Origin of the sequence: Paenibacillus sp. S-38 (assembly GCF_049942825.1) — a bacterium.
GTDB lineage: Bacteria > Bacillota > Bacilli > Paenibacillales > NBRC-103111 > Paenibacillus_G.
Genome location: NZ_CP187970.1, coordinates 1,732,573 through 1,756,140, shown reverse-complemented (window position 1 = coordinate 1,756,140; position 23,568 = coordinate 1,732,573). Strand labels below are relative to the sequence as shown.

General features: G+C 59.3%; 19 protein-coding genes. 9 read left to right on the top strand and 10 right to left on the bottom strand.

The genetic code is table 11. The annotated features are described in order from the left end of the window. The first annotated feature begins 308 nt into the window (after nucleotides 1-308). On the top strand, nucleotides 309-1,850 hold the full coding sequence (locus tag ACP26L_RS08405) for a Ppx/GppA phosphatase family protein (RefSeq protein WP_426452067.1): 1,542 nt from the start codon (nucleotides 309-311) through the stop codon (nucleotides 1,848-1,850). Here ACP26L_RS08405 and ppk1 read toward each other — a convergent pair. The 8 genes from ppk1 to ACP26L_RS08365 all read right to left on the bottom strand — a co-directional run bounded on the left by ppk1 (nucleotide 1,816) and on the right by ACP26L_RS08365 (nucleotide 13,690). Continuing rightward, nucleotides 1,816-3,915, bottom strand: coding sequence for a polyphosphate kinase 1 (gene ppk1 / locus ACP26L_RS08400; protein WP_426452066.1), 2,100 nt, complete (start codon nucleotides 3,913-3,915; stop codon nucleotides 1,816-1,818). The genes ACP26L_RS08405 and ppk1 overlap by 35 nt on opposite strands. A 137-nt stretch (nucleotides 3,916-4,052) precedes the next feature. After that, on the bottom strand, nucleotides 4,053-4,490 hold the full coding sequence (locus ACP26L_RS08395) for an acyl-CoA thioesterase (RefSeq protein ID WP_426452065.1): 438 nt from the start codon (nucleotides 4,488-4,490) through the stop codon (nucleotides 4,053-4,055). Between the two features lie 288 nt (nucleotides 4,491-4,778). Continuing rightward, on the bottom strand, nucleotides 4,779-6,536 hold the full coding sequence (pyk, locus tag ACP26L_RS08390; protein WP_426452064.1) for a pyruvate kinase: 1,758 nt from the start codon (nucleotides 6,534-6,536) through the stop codon (nucleotides 4,779-4,781). Next, nucleotides 6,529-7,509 (bottom strand): acetyl-CoA carboxylase carboxyltransferase subunit alpha, encoded by a 981-nt coding sequence (locus ACP26L_RS08385; protein WP_426452063.1) that lies wholly within the window; start codon nucleotides 7,507-7,509, stop codon nucleotides 6,529-6,531. Before ACP26L_RS08385 ends, pyk begins: the two co-directional genes overlap by 8 nt. Further along, the gene (accD, locus tag ACP26L_RS08380) at nucleotides 7,499-8,425 is read right to left on the bottom strand and encodes an acetyl-CoA carboxylase, carboxyltransferase subunit beta (RefSeq protein ID WP_426452062.1); all 927 of its coding nucleotides are present in this window, start codon (nucleotides 8,423-8,425) and stop codon (nucleotides 7,499-7,501) included. Before accD ends, ACP26L_RS08385 begins: the two co-directional genes overlap by 11 nt. A gap of 53 nt (nucleotides 8,426-8,478) precedes the next feature. Further along, nucleotides 8,479-8,670: a hypothetical protein gene (locus tag ACP26L_RS08375; RefSeq protein WP_013915001.1), complete on the bottom strand. Its 192-nt coding sequence runs from the start codon at nucleotides 8,668-8,670 to the stop codon at nucleotides 8,479-8,481. 233 nt (nucleotides 8,671-8,903) lie between these two features. Beyond that, nucleotides 8,904-9,398: a phosphatidylglycerophosphatase A family protein gene (locus tag ACP26L_RS08370; protein WP_426452061.1), complete on the bottom strand. Its 495-nt coding sequence runs from the start codon at nucleotides 9,396-9,398 to the stop codon at nucleotides 8,904-8,906. 215 nt (nucleotides 9,399-9,613) lie between these two features. Next, nucleotides 9,614-13,690 carry a DNA polymerase III subunit alpha gene (locus ACP26L_RS08365; RefSeq protein ID WP_426452060.1) on the bottom strand — a complete coding sequence of 1,359 codons (4,077 nt, stop codon included), beginning with the start codon at nucleotides 13,688-13,690 and terminating at the stop codon, nucleotides 9,614-9,616. A 278-nt stretch (nucleotides 13,691-13,968) separates the two neighbouring features. On the opposite strand from ACP26L_RS08365, the gene ACP26L_RS08360 reads away from it, so the two are divergent. From ACP26L_RS08360 to ACP26L_RS08350, 3 genes are all read left to right on the top strand, one after another. Continuing rightward, a complete protein-coding gene (locus tag ACP26L_RS08360; RefSeq protein ID WP_426452059.1) occupies nucleotides 13,969-14,301 on the top strand; it encodes a YtrH family sporulation protein in 333 nt (110 codons plus the stop codon). Continuing rightward, the gene (locus tag ACP26L_RS08355) at nucleotides 14,271-14,807 is read left to right on the top strand and encodes a hypothetical protein (protein ID WP_426452058.1); all 537 of its coding nucleotides are present in this window, start codon (nucleotides 14,271-14,273) and stop codon (nucleotides 14,805-14,807) included. Before ACP26L_RS08360 ends, ACP26L_RS08355 begins: the two co-directional genes overlap by 31 nt. Before the next feature lie 109 nt (nucleotides 14,808-14,916). Beyond that, nucleotides 14,917-15,207: a YtpI family protein gene (locus ACP26L_RS08350; protein ID WP_014649933.1), complete on the top strand. Its 291-nt coding sequence runs from the start codon at nucleotides 14,917-14,919 to the stop codon at nucleotides 15,205-15,207. Nucleotides 15,208-16,636: 1,429 nt separating this feature from the next. On the opposite strand, the gene ACP26L_RS08345 is transcribed toward ACP26L_RS08350, so the two are convergent. Beyond that, nucleotides 16,637-17,983 (bottom strand): DRTGG domain-containing protein, encoded by a 1,347-nt coding sequence (locus ACP26L_RS08345; protein WP_426454866.1) that lies wholly within the window; start codon nucleotides 17,981-17,983, stop codon nucleotides 16,637-16,639. A 213-nt stretch (nucleotides 17,984-18,196) separates the two neighbouring features. Here ACP26L_RS08345 and ACP26L_RS08340 point away from each other — a divergent pair, with 213 nt between their 5' ends. Beyond that, complete coding sequence (locus ACP26L_RS08340; protein ID WP_426452057.1) at nucleotides 18,197-18,526, top strand: hypothetical protein; 330 nt, start codon at nucleotides 18,197-18,199, stop codon at nucleotides 18,524-18,526. Nucleotides 18,527-18,627: 101 nt separating this feature from the next. Here ACP26L_RS08340 and ACP26L_RS08335 read toward each other — a convergent pair whose 3' ends face one another. Then, complete coding sequence (locus ACP26L_RS08335; protein WP_426452056.1) at nucleotides 18,628-18,909, bottom strand: hypothetical protein; 282 nt, start codon at nucleotides 18,907-18,909, stop codon at nucleotides 18,628-18,630. Between the two features lie 357 nt (nucleotides 18,910-19,266). Here ACP26L_RS08335 and ACP26L_RS08330 point away from each other — a divergent pair, with 357 nt between their 5' ends. The 4 genes from ACP26L_RS08330 (at nucleotide 19,267) to ACP26L_RS08315 (ending at nucleotide 23,525) form a co-directional block, all read left to right on the top strand. Continuing rightward, nucleotides 19,267-20,043 carry a DeoR/GlpR family DNA-binding transcription regulator gene (locus ACP26L_RS08330; protein ID WP_426452055.1) on the top strand — a complete coding sequence of 259 codons (777 nt, stop codon included), beginning with the start codon at nucleotides 19,267-19,269 and terminating at the stop codon, nucleotides 20,041-20,043. Next, nucleotides 20,040-20,858, top strand: a complete 819-nt coding sequence (locus ACP26L_RS08325; RefSeq protein ID WP_426452054.1) for an HAD family hydrolase — start codon at nucleotides 20,040-20,042, stop codon at nucleotides 20,856-20,858. The genes ACP26L_RS08330 and ACP26L_RS08325 overlap by 4 nt, the downstream gene beginning before the upstream one ends. A gap of 832 nt (nucleotides 20,859-21,690) precedes the next feature. Then, entirely contained in the window at nucleotides 21,691-22,149 is a 459-nt protein-coding gene (locus ACP26L_RS08320; protein WP_426452053.1) for a MarR family winged helix-turn-helix transcriptional regulator, read from the top strand. Then, on the top strand, nucleotides 22,146-23,525 hold the full coding sequence (locus ACP26L_RS08315; protein WP_426452052.1) for an MFS transporter: 1,380 nt from the start codon (nucleotides 22,146-22,148) through the stop codon (nucleotides 23,523-23,525). Before ACP26L_RS08320 ends, ACP26L_RS08315 begins: the two co-directional genes overlap by 4 nt. Nucleotides 23,526-23,568: the final 43 nt, after the last annotated feature.

Sequence of the window (23,568 nt, the reverse complement as noted above, 5' to 3'; positions counted from 1 at the left end):
AAGCTATGTACGCGGACCGGCCTTATAAACATACCCGATTCCGGGTTATGATACAACTTTGGATACAGGCGCTGCCTCCCGTTTCCTACCCTGTCATCACTTCCACTATGGTTCATTTGCGTTCAGACTGGAAAATCTTGTTCTCCCTTCTTCCTGCCACTCCGCTCTCGCATCACACCCATACAAAAGCTCCCAATAGAAGCATTTCATTTCCCTTCCCAATTTATTCGGGAAAGTTTGGACAGGGCACCAAACGATGTTAAAATAAAGGGGATCTTCACCCCTACACCATTACAGGAGGCTTAGTCATGAAGGACTCCAAGAGAATCGGCATCATCGACATCGGCTCGAACTCCATCCGGCTGGCGATCTATGAACTGGGTTTCGGCGGAGCTTACCGGGTCATCAGCGAGTTCAAGGAATCGGCGCGGCTCAGCCAAAAAATCGGTCCGGACGGCGCCCTGCCTCCTGAAGAGATACAGGATCTGGTTCGCATCCTCTCACACTTCAAGCGCATCTGCCGCTCTCATGAAGTCATCGAATGCCGGGTGGCCGCCACCGCCGCCGTCCGTAACGCCACGAACACGGAGCAGATTCAAGAGGCCTTGTCCCGGGAAACCAGCTGGGATATCGAGATCTTGTCCGGCCAGGACGAAGCGCGTCTCGGTTTCCTCGGTATGATCCAAACGATGGATATCGCGGACGGCTTCCTCGTCGACATCGGGGGCGGCAGCACCGAGATCTCCCTGTTTCGCGAACGGAAGCTCATTCAGAGCGTCTCCTTCCCGTTCGGCGCCGTGAACACGACGCGCAAATATGCCCCGGGCGGCGAATTCGGGGAAGCGCAGCTGAAGGCCATCCGCGAGATGGTCGAAGAAGCCCTGGCAAGAGAACCCTGGATCGCTTCGAGCCCCGGCCTTCCCCTCGTCGGTCTCGGCGGAGGAGTCCGCACGCTGTGCAAAATCAATCAGCGCCGCAGACGCTACTCCCTGCCGCAGACGCATAACTACCCTCTGCCGGCTTCGGATGTGGACGAGCTTGTCTCCTGGCTGCCGGGTCTCCCTGCGGAGAAGCGCAAGAAGGTGGAGGGGCTGTCCAAAGACCGGTTCGATATTATAATACCGGGGATGATCATCCTTCAGACCGTCTTCCAAACCGTCCACGGCTCCCACTACATCGTCAGCGGAGCAGGCCTGCGCGACGGCCTTTTCTTCGAAGCGTTCCATCCTGCCGTCACGAGTGAGAAGCCGATCGCGGAGCTGAGCTCCGACAACCTGCTTGCCCTGCATTCCACGGCACCCGCAGCTCATATCCAGCGGGTATGCCGGACCGTGCTGAAGCTCTACGACGCCCTAGCGGAAGGCGGGACCCACCGGTACTCGCCAAGACTGCGGATGTGCCTGCACATTGCGGCCAAGCTCTACCGGATCGGCGCCTCTCTGCTGTACTACCAGTATCCGAAGCACTCGTTCCATATGATCGCCCACACGCGGATTGACGGGCTAAGCCACCGGGAGATTCTGCTCTGTGCCCTCATTGCCTCCTACAAAGCAAAAAACCGGACCCAGCAGGCGGTCCAGCCCTTCAAGGATATTCTGAAAGAATCCGATGTCGACCTGATCGCGCGTCTCGGCACACTGCTGCAGCTTGCCGTCGCTCTAGATGTAAGCGAGACACAGGCGATCGATGTGACCGCCGCTTTCTCCGAGAACACATCCCTGCACCTGCGTCTCCTGACGCTGCACGACCCCTCTGCAGAATACAGAGAGGTCGAGGCGCTCCAGAAGGATTTCAAGAAAACCTGGGGACTTCAGCTCAAGATTCACGAGCCTTCGTTTTCCACGAACTGATCCGCATCGCCTCAAACTGACTGCGAAGCGGCGGCTCACCCGCCGCCGGAGTCATCCGCTCATACATGCCGTTGGACTGCAGCTGCCGCGCCTTGACATTATCGTCGAGGTTCAGCTGCAGAATGCGGATCAGCGACTGCTGAATCCCCTTATTGAAGGCGGGACACATCAGCTCCACCCTCCGGGTCAGGTTCCGCGTCATCCAGTCGGCACTCGCCAGATAAACCTCCCCATCCCCTCCGTTGCCGAAGTAAAAGATCCGCGAATGCTCCAGGAACCGGTCCACGATGCTGCGGACCGTAATATTCTCACTGAGCCCCGGAACACCGGGCCGTAAGCAGCATACGCCGCGGATAATGAGATCGATTTTGACACCTGCCTGTGAAGCGGCATAGAGCTCGTCGACCATCTGCTGGTTGGACAGCGAGTTGAACTTGGCGATAATCCGGGCCGGCTTGCCCTCGGCTGCATTGCGGGCTTCCCTGCGGATTTTCTCGATGAGCTTATCCATCAGATCCGTCGGCGCCACCCCGAAAGCCTTCCAGTTATGAGGAGCCGAGTAGCCCGTCACCTCGTTAAACAGGGCGGATGCATCCTCACCGATAATTTTATCCGTAGTGAACAGCCCCACATCCGTATACAGCTTCGCCGTGTTGTCGTTGTAATTTCCCGTGCCCACGTGAACATAACGGCGCAGACCATCCGGCTCCTGACGGACGACCAGGGTGATTTTGGCATGCGTCTTGAGGCCCACCAGTCCGTACACCACATGACAGCCCGACTGTTCCAGCTTCCTCGCCCAGGCGATATTCCGCTCTTCGTCGAAGCGCGCTTTGAGCTCCACGACAACGGTCACCTGCTTACCGGATTCCGCCGCTGCTGCAAGCCCCTGGATCAGCTGGGAATTGCCGCTGACCCGATACAGCGTCATCTTGATCGCGAGCACATGAGGATCGTTAGCGGCTTGCGTGACAAAGTCCGTGACGGCATCGAAGGATTCGTACGGGTGGTATACGAGCACATCCTGCTGCCGCAGCTTTTGGAACAGGTCGTCCTCGTTCTCGAGCTCCGCCGGGTAAACGGGTTTGATCTGCGGGTAGCGGAGGTGATCGTATCCCTGCAGGGAGCCCGACAGCTTCATGAAGAAGGTCAGATCGATCGGTCCGTCGATCTCGAAGATGTTATCCGAGATTTCGAATTCCTCGATGAGCTGCTGAAGTGCATAAGGGTGGATGCCGCGCTGCACCTCCAGCCTTACCGGAGCCCCCCAGCGCCGGCGGCGGAGCTGGATCTCGATCTCCTCGAGCAGGTCCTCGGCGCCTTCCTCATTCAAGGTGAGGTCCGCATTACGGGTCAGACGGAAGCCGTGTACCGACACCGGCGTATACCCGCTGAACAGGGTATGAATATGGTGCTCGATCAGCGTCTCGAGCAGGATGTATTCATGCTTCTTGCTGTTCGTACGGCAGGGCACGCCGATGAACCGGTTCAGATTGGACGGTACCTGAAGAATCGCGAAGTACGGTTCCTCCTCCGGATCCTCCCCTTCCTTCATCAGCACGACGGCCAGATACAGGGATTGAGTATGTACCAGTGGAAACGGCCGTGCCTGATCGACCGCCATCGGTGTCAGTACGGGGAATACAATCTCATGGTAATATTCGTCCATGGCTTTGCGCTGCGTGACATTGAGCTCATCATAGTTCGTGAGAATAATGCCTTCCTTGGCCAGCGCCCGGGTAATCTCCCGGGAGGTCCGGTACTGCTCGGCCACCATCTTCGCCGCGCGCTTCATTACACGCTTGAACAGTCCGGCGGGAGTATAACCGGTAAAATCCTTTTTGGTATAGCCGGCTTTGATCTGGTCTACGATCCCGGCGACCCGGACACTCATAAACTCATCCAAATTCGATGAAACGATAGACAGAAACTTGACTCTCTCCAGCAGCGGCGTCGTCGGATCCTGTGCTTCCTCGAGCACGCGCCAATTGAATTCCACCCAGCTCAAATCACGGTTCAAATAATGGTTGGCGGCAGCCGCCTCGCGAGGGGCAGTTTCCTTCATAGTGACCCAATCCTCCATGGTATTTCACGGTATTCTATCTTTTTTTCAACTCTTTTCATCGTAATTCGACAATGTTAAGGGAGCGCCCGGTTTTTGTTAATTTTATGTAAAGGCAGTGATGTATTTTTTAAAAACTCTTAATAATCCCATGAGGCTTTGATGAGCTCGTACAAATCCGGCGCTTCCTTATCGATCCGGGTCGGGCGCCATTCCCGGTTCACCCACACATGCTTCGTCCTGCCGGTTACGAGCAGCTCCGTGCCGCGCCGGATTTCGCATTCGAACGTCAGCCGCAGGCTCGAGAACTCGCTGACCCGAACGCGGATCGTAATCCAGTCGTCATACCGTGCCGGCAGCCGAAACTTCATCTCCGCGTCAGTGAGCGGCAGCAGCAGTCCCCTTGCTTCCAGCGTCTGGTAAGGCATGCCCAGTGAGCGGATCATCTCCGTGCGGCCGATCTCGAACCAGGTCAGGTAGTTGGCGTGATAGACTACACCCATCTGGTCTGTTTCCTCATAGCGTACCCGTACTTCATAAATAAACCACCGGTCATCCGGGGCCTTCCCTGTTTCCACCTGCGTCCCCTTCTTTCGACTGCTTTCTTGAATCTTAACTTCGCTGCAGATGACTCTTCCCGGCTGAAGGATCGCACAGACCTCTATTACCCCAATGATGGCCAGGCGTACCCTGCACCGGAAGGAGACTTCTTCCGCCTTTACCTTATTTTAATAGAAGGGACCGGGATACCGCAAAAACTACTGTGACCCCAGTCCTTCATTTACATTTTATTAACAATCGCGACCTGAACAAAAAGAAAAGCGAAACCGGAATTCAGTTTCGCTTATGTTTAAAGCTATGGGACCTTACAGGACGCGGGCGCGGCCGGAATAGATCACGCCGACTTCCGGATACAGGGTCACTTCGGCGTTGTCTTTGAGAATCTCAAGCGCCTTTTCTACACCGACGATCACCGGCTTGCCCAGGGAAATGCCGACTACTGCCGCGTGGGACGTGATGCCGCCGGTTTCGGTGATCACCGCCGCCGCTTTCTCGAACGCAGGCATGTAGTCCTTGTCCGTCGTCACGGTAACGAGAATGCAGCCTTCGGAAGTCTTGGCCACGGCTTCTTCGGCCGTACGTGCGGTCACTACCTTGCCGGTAGCGATGGCCGTACCGATCCCTTGGCCCTTCGCAATCATCTCGCCGATCTGGTGCACCTTGATGAGGTTCGTGGTTCCGGAGCGCCCTACAGGCACGCCTGCCGTAATGACCACGAGATCGCCGAGAGAAACCAGGCCCGCCTTGAGGCTCGTATCGACCGCATGCTCGAACAGCTGGTCGGTGGAAGTGCACATTTCACCCTTGATCGGTACAACGCCCCATACGAGGGACAGACGGCGAAGCACTTTCTCATCCGGCGTAACGGCAATGATCGGCGCCTTCGGGCGGTACTTGGACACCATGCGCGCGGTATAGCCGCTCTCGGTAGCCGTCAGGATCGCCTTCGCGTCCAGATCCAGAGCGGAGTTCGCTACAGCTTGGGAGATCGCTTCGGTTACGGTCGTCTGCTGGGCGTTGCTCTGGCGGATGAAGATCTCGCGGTGCTCGAGAGCCGCTTCCGCACGCTCGGCAATCCGGGCCATCGTCTGTACGGACTCTACCGGATACTTGCCGGCAGCCGTCTCGCCGGACAGCATGACCGCATCGGTGCCGTCGAAGATGGCGTTCGCCACGTCGCTCGCTTCGGCACGGGTCGGACGCGGGTTGCGCTGCATGGAGTCGAGCATCATCGTTGCGGTGATAACCGGCTTGCCTGCCTGGTTACACTTCTTGATCATCGCCTTCTGCACGATAGGTACGTCTTCCGCCGGGATCTCTACGCCGAGGTCGCCGCGCGCTACCATCAGACCGTCGGACACCTCGAGAATCTCGTCGAGGTTCTCTACGCCCTCTTGGTTCTCGATCTTCGAGATGATCTGAATGTGGTTGGCGTTGTGGCGCTCCAGAATCTCACGGATTTCGATGACGTCGCTGGCTTTGCGCACGAAGGAAGCCGCGATGAAGTCCACACCCTGCTGAATTCCGAAGATGATGTCGTTGGCATCCTTCTCCGTGATCCCAGGCAGGTTGATCTTCACGCCAGGCACGTTCACGCCCTTCTTGCCGCCGAGCAGACCGCCGTTCTTGATGCGGCAGACGATGTCGGTTCCGCGGATATCTTCTACCGTCAGGCCGATCAGACCGTCGTCGATCAGGATCGTTGAACCGACGCGCACGTCTTTGTACAAGTCCTTGTATGTAATGTAAACGCGCTCCGCGTCACCTACAATTTCTTCGGTCGTCAGGGTGATCAGGTTGTCCTGCACGAGTTCAACCTTCTGATCGTCCTTGAGTTTGCCCGTACGGATTTCCGGACCTTTGGTATCGAGGAGAATCGCTACGCTCTTGCCGAGCTCCTGGCAGGCCTGGCGGACATTCTTGATCCGGTTGCCGTGCTCTTCGAAGTCCCCGTGGGAGAAATTGAGACGGGCGACGTTCATCCCGGCATTGATGAGTTTCTTGAACATCTCCAGCGATTCGCTGACTGGTCCAATCGTACAGACAATTTTCGTTTTACGCATGATTAGGGTTACCCTCCTGAATGGTTGTGAAGCGGCCAATGTTTCTGAATTTGTTGTAACGGTCTTCGATTAACTCCTGCTCTGAAAGAGCCATCAGCTCCTGCAGCGCGCTCCAGAGCGTATCCTTGATGGACTCCGCCTGCGCGGCGGGTTCCCTGTGGGCTCCGCCCTTCGGTTCCGGTATGATGCCGTCGATCACGCCGAGCTTCAAGATTTCGTCCGCTGTGATTTTCATCGCTTCAGCCGCTTCCATGGATTTGGAAGCATCTTTGTACAGTATGGAGGCGGCTCCCTCCGGCGAGATGACGGAGTAGATCGCATTCTCCAGCATAAACACCCGGTTGCCCACACCGAGGGCCAGGGCACCGCCGCTGCCGCCTTCCCCGATCACGACGCACAGGATCGGCACGCGCATCGCCGCCATCTCCATCAGATTGCGGGCGATGGCCTCGCCCTGCCCCCGCTCCTCGGCCGCATTGCCGGGGAAAGCTCCTTTGGTGTCGATGAACGTGATGATCGGACGCCGGAACTTATCCGCCTGCTTCATGAGACGAAGCGCTTTACGGAAGCCCTCCGGATGCGGGCATCCAAAATGCCTGGCAATGTTATCTTTAGTATCTTTCCCTTTTTGATGGCCGACAACCGTTACCGGAATGCCGTTAAAACGGGCAATACCGCCTACGATGGCGAGGTCGTCCCCATACAGGCGGTCTCCGTGGAGTTCCATGAAATCGGTAAAGAGATGCTGGATGTAATCCAGCGTCGTCGGGCGCTGCGGGTGACGGGCAACCTGCATCTTGTGCTTGGTGGACATGCCGGCATACAGCTCCGATTCAAGCTGCTGCAGACGCTGCTCCAGGCGGGCGATCTCATCGGAGAAATCGATTTGCTTATCGCTGCTGAACTTGCGGAGCTCTTCGATTTTGGCCCGAAGCTCTACAAGCGGCTGCTCAAAGGGCATTTCACTTGCCATGAACGATTTCCTCCTTTGTGGTATGCATGCCAAGAAGACGGGCCAGCGTACTCCGCAGCTCTTTGCGGTGGGACACCAGATCCACCTGCCCGTGCTGGAGGTTGAACTCCGACGTCTGGAAGTTGTCCGGCAGCTTCTGCTTGATCGTCTGCTCGATCACCCGGCGTCCCGTGAAGCCGAAAGCGGCCCCCGGCTCGGCAATGATATAATCCCCGAGCATAGCGAAGCTCGCGGATACGCCGCCGAACGTCGGGTCGGTGATCACCGATACATAGAGCCCGCCCTGCTCGCTGAACTTCGCCAGGGCTGCCGAGGTCTTCGCCATCTGCATGAGGCTGAGAATGCTCTCCTGCATGCGCGCACCGCCGGATGTCGAGAAAATGATCATCGGGCATTTCTTCTCGATGGCTTTCTCTACGGCGATGGCCACCTTCTCGCCCACTACGGAACCGAGCGATCCGCCCATGAAGTCAAAGCTCATTACCGCCACGACCACCGGATAGCCCCCGATGGTGCCTTCTCCTGTGATCACCGCATCCTGCATACCGGTCGATTCGACCGCCTTGGCGTACTTCTTGCCGTACTCCGGGAAGCCGAGCGGATCTTCCGAAGCCAGGTCAGCGTTATACTCCACGAACATCCCTTCGTCCATGGTCATCTGAATGCGTTCCACCGCGTTCAGCTTATAATGGTAGTCGCAAGACGTACAGACTTTCAGGTTTTTGTCGAGTTCCTTGTTGTACTGAATCGTCCCGCACTTGGGGCATTTGTTCATGAGGCCTTCGGGGATTTCACGCCGCGGCCGCTCCTCGGGAATGTCGATCGCTCCATCAATCACCCGGCTCTGGGCAGGCCTGTCCGTCGAAGGGACGGTGGCGTATTTTCTTTTCTTCTGAAACAAGTCTTTAAATTGCACGACTACACCTCGCTTGCGGTTGCTCTCGGCTTTCCTTGGCTCACCGCTTATCCTTAAGATCTATGCAGAATAGAGTTCAGAACCTCTTGAACTTCTTCCAATTCACCTTCGGGAACGACGATCTCGAACTGGTTCTTTGTCATGTTGATAGCCCGTACTTGTACAAGAAAGCCCTCTTCCGTTAGTCTTTGCTTGATCTTGTCAGCAATTTTGGCGGTCGGAGCGATATAGATAACCGTCCACATGAAAAAAGACCCTCCCCCGGGATAAACGAAATTCGCCAACAAGCTCAAGGTCAGGCGCGTTTATCTAGGTGACCCAGCCGCGGAGAGAACTTCCCCGCCGCAGGAACTGCCTGGATCACGAACATAATGGAATAATGATATCATAACTCCACTTTTTCCCGCAACCGAGGGGGGTCTTGCGGCGGGGGTCCATTTTCCTTGAAAATCAGCGCTTTTTCGGCAGGATCGGAGCTTCAGGCACCGTCATCCTGACCATCAAGCTCGTCCTGATGACGGTGGGCGATCCGCGCCGAGGCGGCGGCGGCCAGGCCTGCGACCAGGTCGTCGAGGAAGACATGGATGCCTGTCGAATGGTCGTTGAGCTCCCGAATAATCCCGATTTTTTTCTTATCCAGATAGCCGAAGCTAGTGAGTCCGACCATGCCGTAGACGTGTACGATCCCGAGGGCCAGCGTCTCGTCCACCCCGTACAGGGAGGCGTCCGTCTCCATCAGCCCCTGCAGCGGCTGCGGCAGGAGCTTCTGCTCCGCCAGCTCGTCGAGCGCGATACCCGTGTAGAGCACATACTGCACTTCGCGTTTTTGGAGAACCGTCAGGACGCTGTCCACACAAGCCTGCTTGGACAAGGCCGGATTGTAGGGCAGCTGGAGCTGGTGAACGATCTCGGCAATGCTGTCAATCGTGACGCCACGCTTCTCCAAGCATTCGATAATGGGGTCTTTGGTCATAAAAAAAAACGCCTCCTCCGGGATCCATTTCGCAACACGCGCAGCGCCGTTCCCCGGCTGTTCAGCCGGTTCTTTGGTACGGGTTACTAAATGTATGCCGGGAAGGCAGGGTTTAGTTCAGGTTTACGCAAAATCAAAACTTGCCTTACAGCCGGAAAGACATCAGCATATAAAATTTGTGTAAACGGAAGGCCGCCGCGGACTGCGGCCTTCCGCTACTTCACTCTCACGCTGTCTTTGCCGAGCAGCTCTTCAATGCGGTGGAACAGCTCCGGTGAAGGTTTCACCTGATATTGGTCGCTGAGCCCGAGCGTCTTCTGGGAGCTCTCGTAATAGAGCACCACCGGCAGAGGCCCGGCTTGCTCGGTGATCAGGCGCTTCAGCTCGGCGAGCACCGCCGGCTCCTCGTGCTTCGGCGAGATGCGCATGTACACGCGCTGCACCGCCGCTGTGCGCGGAGCCGCTGCGCCGCGCCGTGCCGGGGCGCTGCCGCCCGTGCCGGCCTGGCCGCGGGCCGGAGCCGCCGTGCGGGGCGCCGCCTGCGGCGGGCGGCCGGCGGGCGGAGCGCCGGCCGTCGCAGGCGCTTGGCGCGGGGCCGTGCCCGCGGCGGAACGCTGGGACGCGGCTGCTGCGCCGGGGCTACCCGCGGCGGAGCGCTGGGGCGCGGCTGCCGCGCCGGGGCTACCCGCGGCGGAGCGCTGGGGCGCGGCTGCCGCGCCGGGGCTGCCGGCGGCCGGCTGCGGCTGGCGCCCGGCCGTGCCCGGCGGCGCAGCAGCGGCACCGGGGCTGCCCGGGCGCGTGCCGCCGGCTGGCGCTGCCGGGCGCCCTGCGGCTGAAGCCGCGCTGCCTGGCTGGGCGCCTGGCCCAGCGCTGTGCCGCCCGCCGGGCGAGGCAGCTGCCTGCGGCGGACGCCCGGCAGCCGGCGCGCTGCGGCCCGCGCCGCCGCGGGCATAGCCGCCGCCCGCCGGCTTCGCGGCCTTCTGCTCGAGCTGCGGGTCATCCAGCGCCACCACCTGGTCGGCGAGCAGCTTGAAGTCCTCGTCGCCGAGCTGCAGCTTCGCCAGCACGAGCACGGGACGGCCCTTCTGCACAACCGGGGCCGCGCGCTTCCAGACCTCAGGGAAAAGCACGACCTCGGACTTGCCTACCCGGTCCTCCAGCTCCATGAAGGCCATCGGCTGGCCCTTCTTCGTCACGATCGTCTTGCTGCTCATGACGAGTCCCGCCACCTTGACCTCGCTCCCGTCCGGGTACTGCGGAAGCTGGGCAAGCGAATCGGGCTCGAGCCTGCGGAGCACGTCCTCGTAGTCATCCAGCGGGCTGCCGGAGATGTACAGACCGAGCAGCTCCCGCTCGAGCTCCAGCTTCTGGGTCATGGAATAAGGCGCCACGGCAGGATATTCCACCTCCCAGGACACCTCTTCCACGAACCCGTCGAGCACAAGCTGCAGATCGTCGCGGTCCTTGCGCCACTTGACGGCGGCATCGACGGCGTCTTCGAGCATCGCCAGCAGCTGGGAGCGGTGGCCAGGCAGCGAATCGAGCGCCCCCGCCTGGATCAGCGACTCCAGCACGCGCTTGTTGCACACGCGCAGGTCGATCCGCCGGCAGAAGTCGATCAGGCTCTGGTACGGGCCAGACCGCCGCTCCTTGATGATCGATTCGATCGCATTCGTGCCGACATTCTTGATGGCGGCGAGTCCGAAGCGGATCGCCCCATGGCCGGATTCTGCTTCTTGACCCAACGTTTCTTGACTCCATGTTTCTTGACTCGACGTTCCTTGACCGGCTGAAGTCTCCTTCCCTCCGTCCTTCGCGGCGCCCGCACGTTCCGGGCCTACCGGCGTGAACAGCACGCCGCTCTCGTTGACGTCCGGGCCGAGCACGGCGATGCCCATCTTGCGGCAGTCGTCCGAGTACTCGGCTACCTTGTGATGGCTGCCCGTCACGGCCGCCAGCATCGAGGCCATGAAGTCGACCGGGTAATGCGCCTTGAGATACGCCGTCTGGAAGGCGAGCACACCATAGGCCGTCGCATGCGCCCGCGGGAAGCCGTAGTCCGCGAAGCGTACGATCATGTCGTACACCCGGTTCGCTTCCGCCTCGGTGTAGCCCTGTCCCGCGCTGCCTTCCACGAAGTGGGCTCGCTCCTCATCGAGCACCTCCCGCTTCTTCTTGGACACCGCCCGGCGCAGCAGGTCCGCTTCGCCGAGCGAGAAGCCGGCCATCAGGGAAGCGATCTGCATGATCTGCTCCTGGTAGACGATGATGCCGTACGTATCCTTCAGGATCCCCTCCAGCACCGGATGCGGATAGTCCACCTCCTGCTGGCCGTGCTTGCACCGGATATACTGCGGGATGAACTCCATCGGACCCGGACGGTACAGCGCGAGGACCGAGATGATGTCCTCGAACACGCTCGGCCGGAGCTCCTTCAGCACCCGGCGCATCCCCGGCGACTCGAGCTGGAAGACTCCGGTCGTGTCACCGCGTCCGAGCATCTCGTAAGTCAGAGGGTCTTCCATCGAAACGCTCTTCCAGTCGATGGCCCTCCCTGAGCGCTCCCGGATCCACTCCAGCGAGCGCTCGATGATGGACAGGGTGCGCAGCCCGAGAAAATCCATCTTGAGCAGCCCGATCGACTCCAGGTGCTCCATCGGATACTGGGTCAGCGCCGTCTGCTCGGTGCCCTCCTGCAGCGGCACATACTGCGTCAGCGGTTCCCGAGAGATGATGACGCCTGCGGCATGCGTTGACGCGTGGCGCGGCATGCCTTCGACCTTCATCGCCATCTCGAGCAGCTCCGCCGTCTTCGGCTGCCGGTCGGCCAGTGCCTTCAGCTCCGGCGTGGTGCGCAGCGCCGCCTCAAGCGTCATACCGAGCTGGCCGGGAATGAGCTTCGCCGCTTTGTCCACGTCGTTGTACGGCAGGTTCAGCGCCCGCCCCACGTCCCGCACGGCCGCCTTGGCGGCCATCGTTCCAAACGTGATGATCTGGGCGACGCGGTCCCGCCCATATTTGCGCACGACGTAGTCGATCACCTCGTCGCGGCGCAGGTCGCTGAAGTCAATATCGATATCCGGCATCGACACCCGCTCCGGATTCAGGAACCGCTCGAAGAGCAGGTTGTAGCGGATCGGGTCGACGTCGGTGATGTTGAGCACATAGGCCACAAGGCTGCCCGCCGACGATCCCCGACCCGGGCCGGTTACGATGCCTTCCTCATGGGCGAAGCGGATGAAATCCCACACGATCAAAAAATAATCCGAATACCCCATCCGCTCAATCACGCCGAGCTCGTAGTCGAGCCGGTCCTCGACATTGCGCCTCCACGCTTCGTCCTCCCATTCGGAGAGCGAAGCATACCGCTCCTGCAGGCCCGTGCGGCAGAGCTCGGCAAGATAATCACTCGCCGTCAGCCCCTCCGGAATCGGGTCGAACTGCGGCAGAATCGAACGGCCGAATTCAAGCTCAAGCTCACAGCGCCCCGCAATGACCCGTGTATTCTCGATCGCCTCCGGCACGTGGGGGAACAGCCGCCCCATCTCTTCCGCGCTCTTCAGGAACAGCTGGGAGGAGTGAATGCGCAGCCGGTCCTCGTCCTCGACCGTCTTGCCCGTCCCAATGCAGATCAGAATATCCTGCATCGCATGATCGGGCTCGTAGACGTAATGCACGTCGTTCGTAGCCACGAGCGGAATGCCGGTCTCGCGGCCGAGGCGGATCAGGTCCTGGTTGACTTTCTTTTGCTCGGCCAGGCCGTGGTCCTGCACCTCCAGGAAGAAATCCTCCTCGAAGATATCCCGGTAGCGCTCTGCTGCCGCCTTGGCCTCGTCATACCTGCCGTGCAGCAGATGCTGCGACACCTCGCTGCCGAGACAGGCGCTCGTGCAGATCAGGCCCTCACTGTACTTCTGCAAATGCTCCGGGTCGATGCGCGGCTTATAATGATAGCCTTCGAGGTGCGCCACCGACACCAGCTTCATCAGATTCTGATAGCCCTGCAGGTTCTTCGCCAGCAGGATCAGGTGATAGATCGGCTGGTCCTGCCGCGTCCCCTTCTGCTTCAGGGAGCCGGAGGTATAGTATACTTCGCAGCCGATGATCGGCTTGATCCCCCGTTCCCGGCATGCTTTATAAAAAGGAATCGCCCCGTACATGACCCCATGGTCCGTCAGCGCCAAAGAAGTCATGCCGAGGTCCGCCGCACGGGACACCAAGGTCTCAATCCTTGCGGCGCCGTCCAGCAGGCTGTATTCGCTGTGCACATGCAAATGGACAAAATCGCCCATCCGGGCCGCCTCCTCACGTTCGTCATATGGTATACGCCCATTCTAGCACAAGGCGAACAGGTGTGCCATATGTATCCCCTTATCCGCAATTTACAAGTCATGTCCATGGGATTGCCACATATAATCTCTACATCCGATGAAGGACAAACGGCTTCTTGCGGCGTCGGCACGGGACGGGCCGTATGCATTTCCCGTTCCGCTGCCCTTAGAGCCCTACGCCGATTTTTACACGCAGGGCCTGTGCCCTGAACCGGGAACCGGAGAAAGGGGGAACGCTTATGGCGTCCTTTTTGACCAAATGCCTGCTGGACTTCTTCGTCGCCTTCGGGGTTGTGCTCGGCGGCACGATGCTGGCCGGCATCTGCGCCGTGATCACGCTGGATCCGCCCGTCCACCGGATGGAGACCGTGGCGGAGCAGATCAAGATCTGGGCCATGGTGGCAGCCATCGGAGGCACCATCGATCCCATACGCGCGATCGAGACCCATTTTCACGACGGGCACATCTCGCCGGCCATCCAGCAAATCCTCTATATCGTGTGCGCTTTCGTGGGGGCGCATATGGGCACCTCGCTGATCAAATGGATCTGCGGCACCGGAGCCGGCTCGTGAAGGTTCCCCCTCCCGGCTTCTTCAGTGCCTACATGCGTGCGATCGGCCTTCTGGCGTCCGGCATGATCATCGGGGCCGCCCTGTTCCTCAGCATCTACAATCAGCGCCTCAATATGGTCATCGTCGAGAACCGGAAGCTGCACGCGCAGAAGGATGAACTCGAAGGAGAGATCGCCGATCTGAAAAAGACCAAAAACCAGCAGACCACGATTAACCGGCTGAATGTTTTTGTCGTTTCGGAAGAAGGCACCCCCTTCGACACACTGACGGAGAGCGAGCTGCGCAAACGGGTCAACAGCGATCTCAAAAAAGTGGTGATCGGCCGCAAGATTTCGGACTTCGCCGCCATGCCGGAGGTCTACGAGAGCATCCTAAAGGAAAAACCTTACCTCGGCGTGCTCGACCGGGACTATATGGTCCTCGGCGTCCGGTGGATCGTGCTGACGCAGACCGAGCTCAAGGTGTGGGTCACGATCAAGGAATGGAAGCGGCTGCCGACCCCCTAACCCCCGGGGTTCCCCTGTTGCTTTCGCCGGCCGAAATCGCTAAAGTGGAGAAAGACCTCCCCTTGTCCACTGGGGACCACTTCACTTTGCTTAAGGATGTGCTGACCCGATGCTTGCCAATATCCAGGTCGCCCTCAGTACCCTGGTCGTTATTGCTTTGGCCTTTTCCGTTTATTACAGCTTCCGGTACCGCCGGGCTGCGGACCATCGGCTGCGCGGCCTCTATTCTTCCCGGATGAACATCGCGATGGGCACCATGCTGGTCATACTGGCCATCTCCCAGCTGTTCTTCCTGCACGACTCCGTCATGCGGCGGATTTTCGGTACGGTGTGTCTGCTGCTCGGCGTGTTCAACCTTTTTGCGGGAATTCGCAATCATATTCATTTTAGCAAGCGCTAAGGCTCGGGGCTCGTGATTTCGTTTTTGCGCTCCGTTGAACTTCGTTCAAAGGTCGCATTCAAAAACGAAACACTTCGCTGGGTAAATGAATAAAGAAAAGGACCATGAATACCGTTCCCGGCTTCGCCGGCGGCTATGGTCCGTGTTTACAGGCTCAAGATTCGTTTTTGTCGCTCCGTTGAACTTCGTTCAAAGGTCGCTTTCAAAAACGAACCACGCGCCGGGAGCCCTCATGAAGACTCCCTCGTAACCGGCTGACCTGCGGGCCGTGCTTCTGGGACAGCTCCTCCGCCGGTTTGGCCCCGGTTTCCTTGCAATGGCCCAAGAATTTGACCTTCAGGTCACGTTGAATGACCGAACAAGCCAAAGAGCCCGTCCATTTGGACGGACTCTTTGGCTTCCCCTCTTCGGAGACACATCTCGGTGTTATCGTGAAGGTAGTCTCCCAGTCCACCTACGTATCGGCACTCAACAAAATACTTGTGACCAGCAAACTTTAACGGCACGCTAACCTGTGTGATAAATAACAATAACATCGGATAATCGAGCGTAGGAGGCCGTCGCTCGCGTTTTGGGATGTTTTGCATCACATGCGAGGCGTAGATCGGCCCTTTTGGCCTGCGCGCTGATCTATGCGATGAATTACATCGGATAACTGAGCGCAACAGGCCATCGCTCGCGTTTTGGGATGTTTTTCATCACATGCGCGGCGTAGATCGGCCTTTTGCCTGCAACGCTATGAAAAACATCGGATAATCGAGCGTAGGAGGCCGTCGCTCGCGTTTTGGGATGTTTTGCATCACATGCGAAGCGTAGATCGGCCCTTTTGGCCTGCGCGCTGATCTATGCGATGAATTACATCGGATAACTGAGCGCAACAGGCCATCGCTCGCGTTTTGGGATGTTTTGCATCACATGCGCGGCGTAGATCGGCCTTTTGCCTGCAACGCTATGAAAAACATCGGATAATCGAGCGCAGAAGGCCGTCGCTCGCGTTTTGGGATGTTTTGCATCACATACGAAGGGCAGACTGGCCACTTAGCTACCGGAGCAGCTCTGTACGAAAAAACATCGGATAACCGGGCGCAGAAGGCCGTCGCATGCATTTCGTGATGCTTTGCATCACATGGAAAGCGTGGGCGGCCTGCCATGCAAAGCGAGGCGTGGGTCTTGCACGGCGCTCGGTGCTGATGAAGGCTGTGCGCCTCTTGGGCAAGCCCAACTGGCGGAGTATCGGGCTCCGGCCCGTGGAGGCCCATAGTCTACAGCCTTGGACTGCAATGAGCCCAGTACCAGGCCAGCGCCAGACATGAGCAAGCTCGGACGTCCCCGGGCGAAGCATCGGTGCCCAGCCGGGCTTCCCCCATGGCCATGCCATGGGCCCCACCGTGCCCAGCCTCGGGCCTTCGTGCGCCGGTAATGGCCATGCTCAGGACTGGTCGAAGACCTGGGCGGTCAGCATGGCTTTGGCCACGAGCACGCCGGCGTGGAACATCTCCACGTCGATTTTGCCGAACTTGCGGGAGACTTCGATGATGCGCGGGCGCAGCTCGACCTGGGAGTCGATCTGCACGGGCCGGACGAAGTACGAGGACATGTTGTCGAGCACGAGGTCGCCCTTTTTGACGTCCTGGACGGCGTGGTAGGCCGCCTGGGTCATCAGCACGGCAAGCACCCCTTCGGAAACGGTGCCGAGCCGGTTGGTCATCTGCGGGGTGATCGCCCCCCGGAAGAGGATCTGGCCGGAGCGGTCTCTCTCCTCCGAGAACCCGGACCAGATCAGGTCCTCGAACGTCTCTCCGTGCTGCGGCTGGCGCTGGATATGCTGCATGGCCTTCAGCACGTCCTTGCGTGAGATGACGGCCATCACCTTGCGTCCCGCATCCACGATCGGCAGCAGCTCAATTCCCTCCCACACCATCATGTGGGCGGCCGAAGCGACCGACGTGCTCGGCTGGGCCGTCACGGGACTGCGGGTCATGAACTTGTCAATGGTCTGGCCGGGCTCGGCGCCGATCAGGTCCTTGGAGGTGATCATTCCGATCGCCCGGTTCCACTCATCCACCACAGGAAACCGGCTGTGTCCCGTCGCTTCGTGCAGCCTCTGCCAGTCGCGGAGCGTGTGATGGGCTTTCAGCACGTACACCTGCATCTGCACCGGAACGATGTCTTCAATGAGCAGAATCTTCTTTTTGATAAGCCGGTCATAGATCGCACGATTAATGAGGGAAGCGACGGTAAACGTATCGTAAGAGGAAGAAATGATCGGAAGCTCCAGCCGGTCCGCCAGCTCCTTCACCTCTTCGCTCGTGCCGAAGCCTCCGGTGATCAAGACGCCCGCCCCCTGCTCCAGCGCGCACAGATGCGCCTTGGCCCGGTTGCCGACGATGAGCAGGGAGCCCGGATCGATATAACGCAGCATGGCGTCCTGCTCCATGGCGCCGATCACGAACTTATGGAGCGTCTTCTCCAGCCCTCCGCGTCCGCCGAGCAGCTCCCCGTCCACCATGTTGACCACCTCTGCAAAGGTAAGCTTGTCCATGTGGTCCCTGGGCTTTTTCTCCACCCTTACGGTACCGACCCGCTCCTTCGTTGCAACCAGACCGATCGTATCGGCTTCCTTGATCGCCCGGTAGGCCGTCCCTTCACTGACCCCGAGCTTCTCCGCGATCTTGCGGACCGAGATCTTGCTTCCAATCTTGAGACTTTCAATATATTTCAAAATCTGCTCGTGCTTGGTGGCGGCTTCCTGCCAGCCCCCCTCTTGTCCGGTCATCTGTCTTACCAACCCCATCTTTACTGTAGTAGTTCTGTATTACTTCATTATACCACATCCGAGCTTGGGCGCCGAGAGGTGCAGGTTGGGGGGGCATGAGGAGAGGAAGTACGCGGAAGCGGTTTGGGCAGGCTGCAAAAAAATGTACAAGAAAGGCCGGCTGCCCGCATAGGATGATAACAGCTTTTACATACCCAGGAGGTGTCTTTCTTTATGTCTACGGAAGCCCGGCCGCCCGAATCGATCTATGAAGCCGACTCGTCGTTCCTCGACTCGCTGAACAAATACCGTGAGCAGATTCTCAGCGTCGTCACGCAGCATCTGCATAAACCCGTTCGGGTACACACCACTCACGGGCATCATCACGAAGGAATGATCGTCCACATCGATGCCTACCATATTTATCTGCAGCTGCCTCCGGGGCACAGCCGCGCTTTCTTTCCCGGCCCATACGGCGGCTTTCCGGCCTACAGCCCGTATTACAACAACGTTATCCTTCCGCTGGCGCTCTTCGACCTGCTTGCCGTCACCCTGCTGCTGTAACGAAAACTCCCTCTGCTCCCACTGCAAGATCTGCATCCAAAAAAGCCCGCTGCGTCCTCACCTTACGGAAGGACGGGCGGGCTTTTGTCACGATCGCCGTGCTATTTTTTGACCTGAAGCATTTTACGGCGTCCACGAACCGCCTGCTCGAGCTGCCAGCGCTTCATCCGTTTGACCTTCAGCAGCTCCCGCTTCGTTTCTTCCTCCACCCCGAGCAGCTCGTGCAGATGCGCCGCAACCAGCAGCAGCGCGAACGCACACCACACCATGCCGAACACCGCCGGCAGCGACCATCCTCCGCCGAGATCAAGCCGGGGTACCGCAAACAGCAGCATACCGAGCGACAAGCCCAGGTAAATCAAGCTTCGCGTTCCTTTTCCCATCTTCAGTCTCCTTCCAAACGCAAACTAACTTGTACACTTATGCATATGCTCGCGGCCTGCCGAATAGCACACCGCCGCGGGCACTATAGGGAGGCGAATGATCCGGGGGGATTTCCGCATTTCCGCTTGGATTCCGCTCCCCGTTACCTTCGGAGGCCTAATCGCTTGCCGGCACCCTTTTCCGCTTAGACATTCCTATAACACCTTCGGACAATCCAGTTCAGTCCATGGGGTCAGATCAGCAACACCAGCATTAACCCTTACAAATACTTAATATTACTTAAAAGTGCTTGCAACAAGTAAGTAATCATGCGTATAATAAGGTCATGAAACAGGAGCCCTGCGAAAGGAGACCTTATGTACCAGGAAGAACGACTGCTGGCTATTCTGCAGCATATGCAGCAGCACCACCGCATTTCGGTGGAAGAGATCTGCGAGCTGTTCCAGGTATCCCGCGATACGGCCAGACGCGATATCGTCAAGCTTGAAGAACAGGGAGGCATTCTGCGCACCCGCGGAGGGGCGATTCTCCCCTCGCTGAACAAGGACGTCCCCCGTTTTGATGACCGGCTGCAGTCAGAGAAGGCTGTCAAAGAAGATATTGGACGCACAGCCGCTTCCCTTCTGCAGAACGGAGACTATCTCTTCATGGACTCCTCGACCACGGTGCTCCAGGCAGCCAATTATCTGTCCACAACGGACCATATTGTGGTTACGAATTCATTCGACATCGCCGGCGTTCTCTCGCACCGGCAGGGCATGACCGTGCATCTTCTCGGCGGTGTGGTGCATCCCCGTCACCGTTTTATCTACGGTGCAAGAACGCTCGAGATGCTCCGTGACTATCAGGTGGACAAACTGCTCATCGGCACCTCCGGCATTACGGAGAGCGGTCTTACGAACCCCTACGAAGAAGAAGGCTATGTCATGAAGGAAATGATGCGCAGGGCCGACCAGATTATCGTGCTCGCCGACCATACCAAGTTCGGACAGCGGCAGTTCTACCGGCTCGCCGGCCTTGAAGCCATTGATATTCTGATCACCGACCGCGAGCCGGAGACCGCGATGAAGCAGGCCCTGCTTGAGCACGACATACACATTATCATCACAAGCGAAGGAGAGAAGGAGTCATGATCAAACTGATTGTCAGCGATCTCGACGGAACCATGCTGCTTCACGAAGAACGCCAAGCCCGCAGGGAGGACATCGACGCGCTGAAGGAGGCGGCTGCCGCGGGCATGGCCGTTGCCTTCGCCTCCGGCCGCATGCATCCCGAGATCGAGGCGGTGATGGAGCTCTTCGGCCTGCGCACGCACAGCATCTCCCAGAACGGCGCTTATGTGCATACGCAGGACGGAAGGCTTGTGCAGAGCAGTGCTTTTGACACAGACCTGATCAAGGAGCTGGCGGGGGCTGCGGCCGGCACTTCGCTGCTTACCGTGCTTGCCGCGCCGGAGAGCTACGTGGTGAAAGAATGGAACGAAGCTGCGGAAGCATTGAAGCCCCGGCTGATGGCTCCGCTGATTGCGATGCCGGATCTGCTGGAGAAGCTCGGCGGGGAGCTCGTCTGCGGCAAGCTGTCCTACATGGGCGAGCTTGCCGAGCTGAAGACTCTTCAGGAGAAGCTGCTCGCCCGGTACGGGGAGATCGTCGACGCCTACATCTCAGACGTGGACTGTCTGGACGTCATGCCCCGGACCACGTCCAAGGGCACGGGCCTGCAGGCGCTCCTCGGCGTGCTCGGCCTGACCCCGGAGGAAGCTGTCTGCTTCGGCGATTCGTTCAACGATCTGCCGATGTTTGCAGCCACGCCGCACAGCTTCGCCATGGGCTCCGCCCACCCGGATGTGCAGGCCAAAGCGGCACGCACCGTTCCTTTCGTCGCCGACGCCCTGAAGTGGGTGCGGGCGTACAACGCTGCCGGGTCGGAGCAGGCGGAAGCGCGTTAAGGTGCTGGCCGGGGGCGCTTCGGGCTGCGTACGCGTGAGCCGCTGCTCTGCCGGCGGCACGCCGGGCCGGGCCCCGCGAGCAGCGGCGCGTTAGGGCGCTGGCCCGCGAAGCTCCGCTCGGCAGCGAGCCGGGGGCGCCTCGGGCTGCGCACGCGTGAGCCGCTGCACTGCCGGCGGCACGCGGGCCACGCGAGCGGCGGCTCGTTAGGGCGCTGGCCGAGCCATGTTCCTCTCGGCAGATGGGCGGGGGCGCTTCGGGCTGCGCACGCGTGAGCCTCTGCTCTGCCGGCGGTACGCCGGGGCCCCTCGAGCAGCGGCGCGTTAGGGCGCTGGCCGGAAGAGGCTCCGCTCGGCAGCGGGCCGGGGGCGCTTCGGGCTGCGCACGCGTGAGCCGCTGCCTTGCCGGCGGCACGCCGGGGGCGCTTCGGGCTGCGCACGCGTGAGCCTCTGCTCTGCCGGCCGTCTGTGGCCGGCATTGTTCATCTGATGCCCAGCCCAAGATGGCCTGCTGCTGTATTTACGCCTCGAAGGCGCATACTGCATGCCCAGCTTTGGGGCCCGGGCCCTTCCCGAAGCGCCCCCCTTAAACCTTCATTCTCGTGACTCCCACGGGCATGGAGGTTTTTGTTTTGGGCACATCCTAACCAAGCCGCCTCCCTTACGACTGACGGCCCATCGCCCCTGTTCCTGCCGCACCCAAATGGGTATCCTACAGAAGGCCCGATCCTGTGCTCTCCCCGGACAAGCGGACCGTTTTCTTCATCAACTTTTTACTTGTTCAAACAATGATTGTATAGTAAACTAAACCAACGTTTGAAGCCTGGAGGCCCACATGAACAACAAGACTTACGAGCTTTCCGACTCCCTCGGCTACCTACTCGGGAACGCATACCGTCTGATGAGCTGCCGGCTGGGCGCTCGATTCCGCGAGCAGCAGTATGATGTGACGATCGAACAATGGCCCCTGCTCGTACAGCTGTGGAACGAAGACGGGCTGACCCAGGCCGAGTTGTCTGTGCGGACCCGTAAAGACCAGCCCAGTGTATCGCGTCTGGTCGATAATATGATCAAGAAGGATCTCGTGATCCGGGTATCCCATCCGGAGGACCGGCGCAAGAACCGCATCCACCTGACCCCCAAGGGGGCCGAGCTTCAGCAGAAGCTGATCGTGGAGGCGCTCGCCAACAATGCCGATGCCATTGCGGGAGTGGCTCCCGATGAATACGCCGTGTTCCGAAGCGTGCTCGAACGCATCACTACCAATATGAAACAGACGAAGGAGGAACTATGAATCCATCGCAAGCCGGAGAGAAACTAATCAAGGTGCTGGCCTTCACGCTCGTGCTCTCGGTCATGAACGCGACCATGTTCAACGTGGCGCTGCCGACGCTGAGCAAGGAGTTCCAGCTCACGGCCTCCCAGGTGTCCTGGGTTGTCACCGCCTATATCATTGTGTATGCCATCGGATCGGTTACCTACGGCAAGCTTGCCGACAAGTACCGGCTGAAGGATCTGCTGACCGTCGGACTCTCGTTCTTCGCGCTCGGCTCCATCCTCGGCTTCGTCGCCACTGAATACTGGATGATCATCCTCGCGCGCGTCTTGCAGTCGGTGGGCGCCTCCGTCATCCCGGCCGCAGCCATGATCATTCCCGTAAGGTACTTCCCGCCGGAAACCCGGGGGCGGGCCCTCGGTACGACATCGGCCGGACTCGCGCTCGGCACGGCCATCGGCCCGATCATCGCAGGCTTCGTCACCAGTACGCTGTCGTGGCGCTACTTGTTCTTCCTGTCGGTCCTGTCGCTGCTCACCCTGCCGTTCTACCGCAAGTATCTCGACGACAACCGGGGCGAAGCCGGCCGGACCGATCTTCTCGGCGGCGGACTGCTTGCCCTGACGATCGCGTTCCTGCTCTTATCCATTACGAACTCGGCCTTGCTTTATCTTGGCGTCTCGGTTATCTTTTTCGCCCTGTTCCTCGTGCGCATCCGCCGGGCCGAGAACCCGTTCATCCAGCCGGCTCTGCTCAATAACCGCAAGTACGCTTCCGGCCTGCTCGTCACCTTCATCGCCAGCGCACTCTCGTTCGGCATCCCATTCCTGACTCCGCAGATGCTCACGCAGCTCAACGGGCTGAACCCGGCGGTCATCGGCTTCGTCATGTTCCCGGGGGCGATCATCGCCTCCATGCTCGGCAAGACGGGCGGACGGCTCGCAGATCAGAAGGGCAACGTCTACCTGATTTTCCTGGCCATCGCATCCCAGTTTCTCTCGTTCTTCCTCTTGTCGGTGACGGCAGGGATCGGTCCTTGGGTGCTGTGGATCTTCCTCATCTTCGGGAACATCGGCCAAATGTTCATGCAGATTGGTATGTCGAACACTGTCTCCCGGACGCTCGCCAGAGAACAGACCGGGGTGGGTATGGGCCTGTTCATGATGGTGAACTTCATCGCCGGCGCCATCGCCACCTCGGTCATCGGCAAGGTGCTCGATGCCGGCCGGACGCAGGCCCAGCATGCGCTGAACCCGCTTCTTATCGTGCCGGACGCCGGAGTATACAGCAATATTTTCCTGGTGCTCTCCGTACTCGTCCTGGTCAATACGCTGCTGTTCTACGTCTTCTTCGGCGAGCGGGCTGCCCGCCGCCGCGGCGAATCGCTGGGCTGATCGGGACACACTCCCGTTTACATCCAAGCAGGTCCATGAATAA

Excerpts from the sequence above, each read along its gene's own strand:
- ACP26L_RS08370 (WP_426452061.1), bottom strand. The coding sequence starts at position 9,398 with ATGACCAAAGACCCCATTATCGAATGCTTGGAGAAGCGTGGCGTCACG.
- ACP26L_RS08345 (WP_426454866.1), bottom strand. The coding sequence starts at position 17,983 with ATGACCGGACAAGAGGGGGGCTGGCAGGAAGCCGCCACCAAGCACGAG.
- ACP26L_RS08325 (WP_426452054.1), top strand. The coding sequence starts at position 20,040 with ATGATCAAACTGATTGTCAGCGATCTCGACGGAACCATGCTGCTTCAC.
- pyk (WP_426452064.1), bottom strand. The coding sequence starts at position 6,536 with ATGCGTAAAACGAAAATTGTCTGTACGATTGGACCAGTCAGCGAATCG.
- ACP26L_RS08385 (WP_426452063.1), bottom strand. The coding sequence starts at position 7,509 with ATGGCAAGTGAAATGCCCTTTGAGCAGCCGCTTGTAGAGCTTCGGGCC.
- ACP26L_RS08365 (WP_426452060.1), bottom strand. The coding sequence starts at position 13,690 with ATGGGCGATTTTGTCCATTTGCATGTGCACAGCGAATACAGCCTGCTG.
- ACP26L_RS08360 (WP_426452059.1), top strand. The coding sequence starts at position 13,969 with ATGGCGTCCTTTTTGACCAAATGCCTGCTGGACTTCTTCGTCGCCTTC.
- ACP26L_RS08320 (WP_426452053.1), top strand. The coding sequence starts at position 21,691 with ATGAACAACAAGACTTACGAGCTTTCCGACTCCCTCGGCTACCTACTC.
- ACP26L_RS08355 (WP_426452058.1), top strand. The coding sequence starts at position 14,271 with ATGGATCTGCGGCACCGGAGCCGGCTCGTGAAGGTTCCCCCTCCCGGC.
- ACP26L_RS08350 (WP_014649933.1), top strand. The coding sequence starts at position 14,917 with ATGCTTGCCAATATCCAGGTCGCCCTCAGTACCCTGGTCGTTATTGCT.
- ACP26L_RS08330 (WP_426452055.1), top strand. The coding sequence starts at position 19,267 with ATGTACCAGGAAGAACGACTGCTGGCTATTCTGCAGCATATGCAGCAG.
- ACP26L_RS08375 (WP_013915001.1), bottom strand. The coding sequence starts at position 8,670 with ATGTGGACGGTTATCTATATCGCTCCGACCGCCAAAATTGCTGACAAG.
- ACP26L_RS08335 (WP_426452056.1), bottom strand. The coding sequence starts at position 18,909 with ATGGGAAAAGGAACGCGAAGCTTGATTTACCTGGGCTTGTCGCTCGGT.
- ACP26L_RS08405 (WP_426452067.1), top strand. The coding sequence starts at position 309 with ATGAAGGACTCCAAGAGAATCGGCATCATCGACATCGGCTCGAACTCC.
- ppk1 (WP_426452066.1), bottom strand. The coding sequence starts at position 3,915 with ATGAAGGAAACTGCCCCTCGCGAGGCGGCTGCCGCCAACCATTATTTG.
- ACP26L_RS08315 (WP_426452052.1), top strand. The coding sequence starts at position 22,146 with ATGAATCCATCGCAAGCCGGAGAGAAACTAATCAAGGTGCTGGCCTTC.
- ACP26L_RS08340 (WP_426452057.1), top strand. The coding sequence starts at position 18,197 with ATGTCTACGGAAGCCCGGCCGCCCGAATCGATCTATGAAGCCGACTCG.